7 protein-coding genes are annotated in these 5,411 nt (G+C 60.5%); 3 read left to right on the top strand and 4 right to left on the bottom strand.

Annotated elements, in window-relative coordinates; genetic code table 11:
- Nucleotides 1-139 precede the first annotated feature (139 nt).
- Nucleotides 140-589 (top strand): very short patch repair endonuclease, encoded by a 450-nt coding sequence (locus IEX25_RS19305; protein ID WP_188717330.1) that lies wholly within the window; start codon nucleotides 140-142, stop codon nucleotides 587-589.
- On the opposite strand, the gene IEX25_RS19310 is transcribed toward IEX25_RS19305, so the two are convergent.
- The 3 genes from IEX25_RS19310 to IEX25_RS20240 are packed head-to-tail and all read right to left on the bottom strand — an operon-like array spanning nucleotide 541 to nucleotide 2,769.
- Nucleotides 541-1,500 carry an HNH endonuclease gene (locus IEX25_RS19310; protein WP_188717332.1) on the bottom strand — a complete coding sequence of 320 codons (960 nt, stop codon included), beginning with the start codon at nucleotides 1,498-1,500 and terminating at the stop codon, nucleotides 541-543. The genes IEX25_RS19305 and IEX25_RS19310 overlap by 49 nt on opposite strands.
- 1 nt (nucleotide 1,501) lies before the next feature.
- Nucleotides 1,502-2,578, bottom strand: a complete 1,077-nt coding sequence (locus tag IEX25_RS19315) for a DNA cytosine methyltransferase (protein WP_268236172.1) — start codon at nucleotides 2,576-2,578, stop codon at nucleotides 1,502-1,504.
- Nucleotides 2,575-2,769, bottom strand: coding sequence for a ribbon-helix-helix domain-containing protein (locus IEX25_RS20240; RefSeq protein ID WP_229665502.1), 195 nt, complete (start codon nucleotides 2,767-2,769; stop codon nucleotides 2,575-2,577). The genes IEX25_RS19315 and IEX25_RS20240 overlap by 4 nt, the downstream gene beginning before the upstream one ends.
- A gap of 188 nt (nucleotides 2,770-2,957) precedes the next feature.
- Between IEX25_RS20240 and IEX25_RS19320 the strand changes: the two genes are divergently transcribed.
- Together IEX25_RS19320 and IEX25_RS19325 are read left to right on the top strand one after the other, a co-directional pair.
- Nucleotides 2,958-3,203 (top strand): type II toxin-antitoxin system Phd/YefM family antitoxin, encoded by a 246-nt coding sequence (locus IEX25_RS19320; RefSeq protein WP_188717336.1) that lies wholly within the window; start codon nucleotides 2,958-2,960, stop codon nucleotides 3,201-3,203.
- Nucleotides 3,203-3,595 carry a type II toxin-antitoxin system VapC family toxin gene (locus tag IEX25_RS19325; RefSeq protein ID WP_229665503.1) on the top strand — a complete coding sequence of 131 codons (393 nt, stop codon included), beginning with the start codon at nucleotides 3,203-3,205 and terminating at the stop codon, nucleotides 3,593-3,595. Before IEX25_RS19320 ends, IEX25_RS19325 begins: the two co-directional genes overlap by 1 nt.
- A 230-nt stretch (nucleotides 3,596-3,825) precedes the next feature.
- Here IEX25_RS19325 and IEX25_RS19330 read toward each other — a convergent pair whose 3' ends face one another.
- Nucleotides 3,826-5,208: an ISNCY family transposase gene (locus IEX25_RS19330; protein ID WP_188717338.1), complete on the bottom strand. Its 1,383-nt coding sequence runs from the start codon at nucleotides 5,206-5,208 to the stop codon at nucleotides 3,826-3,828.
- Nucleotides 5,209-5,411 lie beyond the last annotated feature (203 nt).

Consider the following 5,411-nt stretch of genomic DNA (forward strand, 5'->3'; position numbering starts at 1 on the left):
CCATGAAGACTTTGCCTCAGACCGCTACCGCCGACCGGTCGGATGATCGTGGAACGGCTGGTCGGATGTTGCTGGAATAAGCGGTCGGATGCCGTGGAATACGCACATTAGGGTTTAAAATATTGAAACCGCAATAAAGATGGCTGATAAATTATCGCCCTCCGCGCGCAGCGAAAACATGAGCAAGGTACGCAGCCGCGACACCGGCCCTGAACTGCGCGTCCGGCGACTACTGCATCGAGCGGGCTACCGCTTCCGGCTGCAGCGTCGCGACCTTCCGGGACGCCCGGACCTTTACCTGCCGAAATACAAACTCGCAATCTTCGTGCACGGGTGTTTTTGGCATGGCCATGACGGCTGCCGTCGCGCACGCCTGCCCACCACGCGCCCAGAATTCTGGAAGGCGAAAATCATGCGCAACAAGGAGCGTGACGCGGCCGCCCTGCGGGCCTTGGCAGCCGCGGGCATCGAGGTGCTGACGCTCTGGGCTTGCGAGCTAGACGATAATGCGATTCTTGCCTGCGTCGCTGCGGTGAGGACTCATTCGCCTTCCAGGTCGAGTAGGCCGGTGCGGTGTGTTTCGTCATGATGCAAGTTGCAAAGCGTAACGAGGTTTCCAGCCGTGTTAGGCCCGCGATCGGCATGGTGAATGCGGTGATGTGCTTCGAGGAAGCGGTGGTCCTGAGGTGGAAAGCCGTGAGGCCAGCCGCAGCCGCGCCAGCGGCATGACCAGTTGTCACGCTGCATAACCTCGCGGCGCACGATCTCAGGGATATGACGGTCGTGGGCGGGCGCCTGCTCATCGCGCTCCAGTACATAAAAGCCGGCGGGCAGGGTGGGATCGCCTGTAAAGCGTGTGACAATGGGCCAACCGTCTTCGGTGCGCAGTTCGCGTGCGCGACGCGGCCACTCGCTTATATTGGCGACATAGCGCAGCTCTTCTGAGGTGATTTGTTTGCCGACATTAGCTCGGAAGTATTGGAGTATCTTCTCGCGTGCACCCGCCCTGCTGCGCCGTATCTGATTGGCCATATTCCAACGGTGGGCGGCGTCTCGGTCCTGGCGATCCGCAACCAGCATATATTGATCCGGCCGCATAGCGGGAGCCGCATCCTCGTCAGGTAGGCTGACCTCAGCCTGGGCCTCGCGCATTTCGCGTGCCGTGATGCCGGAGAGAATTGGCCAACCTTCCTCTACGCGCAGTTCGCGCAGACGGCGTGCGTATTCGCTGATGCCGGCGACCACCATCAACTCGTCGCCATCGATGACTTGCGCAGGGAAGCGACGTAGATAAGCCAAGATGCGCTCGCGGGCAGACAGGTTGTTGCCCTGCGGCAGCAGTGACACGCCCATGTCGCGCAGGAGGTGGTTGGCGGGAACGAGATTGCGCACCTGATTGCGCAGATCTGCCCCAGCCAAGTGACGCTCGAAGTTGGTTAGCAGTTCTATGAGCTGCAGGCGGATAGCGTCAGTATCATGCGCCCGCGGCCGACGTACCATGTCAGGCGGCAGCTTTCATTGCTGCGTCGAGCAATTGACGAACGCAAAGACCGATGGCACCGGCCAGGGGTGGCGGCACGGCGTTGCCGATCTGGCGGGCAATGTCGACCTTCGTCCCCTGGAATATGAAGTCGTCGGGAAAACCCATGAGCCGCGCCGCCTCGCGGTGCGTGATGGGCCGGTCCTGGTCGGGGTGCAGGTAACGGCCCTTTTCGGGCTTAAAGAATTCGGTGCGGATTGTGACCGAAGGCCGGTCCCACCATAAGCGGCCGAAAAGGTCAGTACCACCTGACGTCTTTCTGATCCAGCAATCCGGCGTGATCTCGGGCGCGTTGCGCTGCAGATCGAAGCGATTGCCGCCTGGCGGCACGGCCCGATAACGTGCCAAACTCTTCGCAGTGGGTGTACGCCCGAAATGCAGATTATACGGTGTGCGCATTTTGCGGATCTCAGTGCCGATCGGCTTCGGAAGGTCGCCGATCGCGTCCCGCACAGTGCGCCAAGGCGGAAGGTTTGACTGCCCGTTGGGCGCTGCATGGGTTGGCAGCGGCGGAAAGTTGACTTCGCTAATCTCATTGCGCAGATAACCGACGATTACCGTGCGTCGTCGCGTTTGCGGAGCGCCGTAGTCAGCCGCCAGCAGCACGTCGCTAACGATATCGAACCCCATCTTGCGGGCATAACTCTTAATTTGATCATATTCTGGCGAGGCGCGCAGTTCGGCCACGTTCTCTATAACGAAAACCGATGCGCCACTGCGCTTCACAACATCGAGAAAGGGCAACCAAAGCGCGCGGCGTTGATCACCGATGCGCTGCTTGTTCAAGAGGCTGAAGCCTTGGCAGGGCGGACCGCCTACAACGATGTCGGCGGCAGGGATGGGCCGATTGGATGCCAACCATTCCTCTATGTCGCCGCACTCTGCATGAGGGCCAAAATTGCTCTGGTGGGTGGCGACAGCCGAGGCGTCGATATCGAGCGCCCATACGCTTTCAAAGCCCCCGCAGAAACGGGGATCGGTGAAGCCGAGCGTCATGCCGCCAGCGCCTGCAAAAAGGTCGATTAGTCGATACGTCACAGCTTTCCCCTCGTTACGCTTTCCAGAGGGAGCGGAATTTGATCGCTGTTGTCCTGCGCGCGTTCTAGAAAAACGCAGATAGCATGACGGCCAAGCCATGCTTTCGATACCTTGGATTTTCCTGCGAGCATAGCGAGCGCGTCAGCTTCCTCATCGGAAAGATTAACGGTGAGACGGTGTTTCGAGGTCATCCGGTCCCCTCAAGACTCGCTTTGCGGCACAGTGCAGCACCATGCATCTAACGATAATTTTTGCTATGTCGTCAAGTTCAGTTTGCGTAACTCGGCAAAGCGCGAGACGCCGCGCACAAGAAAGGCTGACATGTTGACCAATTGCGGTTTTATAACTAGTTTGTAACTGGTTGTTTGGAGAATTTACTATGCGTGAAGTTGGAGCTTTCGAAGCAAAGACGCACCTGTCTGAGCTGCTGGTAGCGGCAGAGCAGGGGGAAAGCGTGACGATCACGCGCCGTGGGACACCCGTGGCCAAGCTGGTGCCGGTCGCCGGTCCTGGCCGGGCAGAAGCCTTGCGGCGCCTTTCCGGACTACGGACACGATTGACCCAGCAAGGCGTATCGCTGTCGACCGAGGACATTCTTTCTGCGCGTGACGAGGGCCGGCGCTGATGCTTGTGCTGGATGCGTCCGCGCTCGTTGGTTGGATCATGCCCGATGAGCAGGTGATCGATTTACAGGACTTGGCTTCCAGGCACGATGACCTCCTTGCCCCTTGGCTCCTATGGGCAGAGTTGCGCAACATCCTCATGGTCAACGAGCGCCGCGGCCGTCTTCCGGCAGGCTCGGCCGAGCAGATTACGGATGCCGTTGACGGATTGGGGATCGTGCTGGACACCAATCCTGCCAATGCCGTGGTCCTCGATCTAGCGCGAAGGCATCGACTGACCGTCTACGACGCTCTCTATCTGGAGCTGGCATTAAGGCATGGCGCCACATTGGCGAGCCTGGACGCGGCGCTGCTGGCTGCAGCCAAAGCGGAAGCAGTTCAGATCATGAGCTAGCGTGCTGTAGAGAGAAGGGAGCTAACTCAACATACGGCCGCTTAGCGCCGCAATTGTTGTCACCAAGTTAAAATGTCGCCTCGTGGACCATTTAGAAATGTCGCATGGGCTTTGAGCGATAAGCCGGCCCCGGCCCGTTCTCCAGCACAAGGGCCGTAGGGTCGGGGCCGGCGGCAGCGCGCTGTTTGCAGGTTTCGGCTATCGCGGCTGAGGGCTATGTGTGCCCGTTGTCATTGTGCGGGTGGTTGCAGGATCTGCGCCGCCTGAGCTTCTGCCGCGCGTCGTTCGGCGCGTTTGTCGAGCCAGCTCTTGCGGCCACGACCGCGCTTGCCGGTCGGCGTGTAGTAGTCTCGCTGCTTGCCCACCGGCCCGACCTTCGGCGGGTTAGCCTGCTGCTGGATCATGATGTAGGACAGCACCTCGGCCAATCGCTTGTTCTCGGTGATGCTCGCATGGGTCACCCGCTGCTGGCTGGGGTCAAACACCCGGTAGGGCAGCAACATGCCTTTCCAGCGGATCTCGAGCGGCCGGTCTGGATAGGCGTAGGTCTCGACATACTGGCCGATGGCGCTGCGGGCGTGCGCGCTGTCGTCCAGAATGAACTTCCTGCGCTCGTAATGGACCACCAGGTTGCCGCTGAGCCGACGCTGATCGCGGATGCAGAGGATCTCGCGGAGCCGCGATGCCGGCACATTCAGCGGCCGGTGCAGATCATCAGACCGGGCAGGATGGCAGGCGAAGCGCTCATTGTGGCGCGCCATGAAGCCGGGAAGGAAGGCGTTGGCGGCTTCCATGTCAGAGATGCCCGCAAGGCGCAGTTCCTTGACCAGACGATCCTGCAGAGTGCGGTTGGCTCGCTCCACGCGACCCTTCGCCTGCGAGGAGTTGGCACACAGGATCTCGATGTTCAGTTCGGCCAGAGCGCGGCCGAACTGCGTCATGGCATGCTCCTTGCGGACCTCGGGACGGTTGATGCGAAAGATGCTGTGTTTGTCCGAGTAGAACGCGACCGGGCGGCCGTAATCCCTCAGATAGTCTTCCACGACCATGAAATAGGCTTCGGTGGTCTCCGAGGGAACGAAGCGCATCTGCATCAGCTTGCCGGTGGCATCATCGATGAAAACCAGCAGCGTGCAGACTGGTCCGCGATCTTCAAACCAGCGATGATCCGAGCCGTCGATCTGGATCAACTCGCCAAGGCACTCGCGGCGCAGCCGGGGCTGGTGGATACGGCGCCGCTGCGCTCGGCTGTGCCAAAGCCCGGCCGCCATCATCCATTGCCGCAGGCTCTCCGACGAGATGCAGAGGCCATGCCGCTCGGCCAGCTTCTCGGCTGCCAAGGTGGGACCGAAGTCAGGATAATCGCTGCGGATCAGGGACAGGATGTAGTCGCGCTTGAGAGCGCTGATGCGGTTGTTCGAGGGTCGGCCGCGCAGCTTGTGGCGCACCGCCATGGCGCCCTCGTCCCGCACCTGGCCGAGCAGGCGTTGCACCTGCCGCTGGCTGAGGCCAAGCAGACTGGCAGCTGTCGCTGATCGCAGGCTGCCGTCCAGGACCTGCGCCAAAACCTCGATCCGCTGAAGCTCGCGTTCGCTCATCAGGAGAAGTCCCATGCCGATGCCCTTGTGTCACATCCTGCGCGCAAGGCTCCGGCAGCAGGGCAAGGGCGACAAATCAACTTTGCCAGTTCGCGACAATTCTAAATGGTCTCTGTGAACTCACGCCGAAGCGCAAATTGTTGTTTTTCTTCTATTCCAGTCTGTTTCTGAGAGCCATCAGGTTGCTCTCAAAGACCTCTGCGGGTGTTCGGTAGCCC

The organism is Paracoccus acridae, from assembly GCF_014642735.1.
GTDB lineage: Bacteria > Pseudomonadota > Alphaproteobacteria > Rhodobacterales > Rhodobacteraceae > Paracoccus > Paracoccus acridae.

Bases quoted from the DNA above. Each gene is read 5' to 3' on its own strand.
- IEX25_RS19305 (WP_188717330.1), top strand. From the start codon at position 140: ATGGCTGATAAATTATCGCCCTCCGCGCGCAGCGAAAACATGAGCAAG.
- IEX25_RS19310 (WP_188717332.1), bottom strand. From the start codon at position 1,500: ATGGTACGTCGGCCGCGGGCGCATGATACTGACGCTATCCGCCTGCAG.
- IEX25_RS20240 (WP_229665502.1), bottom strand. From the start codon at position 2,769: ATGACCTCGAAACACCGTCTCACCGTTAATCTTTCCGATGAGGAAGCT.
- IEX25_RS19320 (WP_188717336.1), top strand. From the start codon at position 2,958: ATGCGTGAAGTTGGAGCTTTCGAAGCAAAGACGCACCTGTCTGAGCTG.
- IEX25_RS19325 (WP_229665503.1), top strand. From the start codon at position 3,203: ATGCTTGTGCTGGATGCGTCCGCGCTCGTTGGTTGGATCATGCCCGAT.
- IEX25_RS19330 (WP_188717338.1), bottom strand. From the start codon at position 5,208: ATGGGACTTCTCCTGATGAGCGAACGCGAGCTTCAGCGGATCGAGGTT.